This is a genomic window from Psychrobacter sp. CoH-33_TS_01, assembly GCF_058189395.1.
Window position 1 is genome coordinate 1 of sequence record NZ_JBVGQI010000041.1, and the last position, 284, is coordinate 284.

1 protein-coding gene is annotated in these 284 nt (G+C 55.3%); it reads left to right on the forward strand.

Annotation, left to right across the window (positions count from 1 at the left end):
* On the forward strand, positions 1–226 hold a 226-nt coding region (locus ACZ2XM_RS15480; protein WP_490619013.1), incomplete at its 5' end, for a hypothetical protein.
* Positions 227–284 lie beyond the last annotated feature (58 nt).

The following is a 284-nucleotide window of genomic DNA, read 5'->3' on the forward strand; positions in this document are numbered from 1 at the left end:
GTTCGAGGTGGCGGACACGGAGCCCGCTGCAAAATCGCAGCTGGGTCGCCGTCTTTTGAAGTTTGGATTCGAGATGGGGCAGATGGTGCGGACCGGTGAAATTCGGCGCATCTTCGACACCGTTATCGAGGAAGTGAAGACCGGTGACTTGCAGACTGACGAGATCGGGGCAGTCCGTCGCGTGGATGATCTGCTGTTCATGCTTGTCTCAAAGGAGATGGAATGAGCACGAAGCCACTTGTTGACGGAGAAATCCGAGAAATCAAGGCCGGTCGTGGTTATTC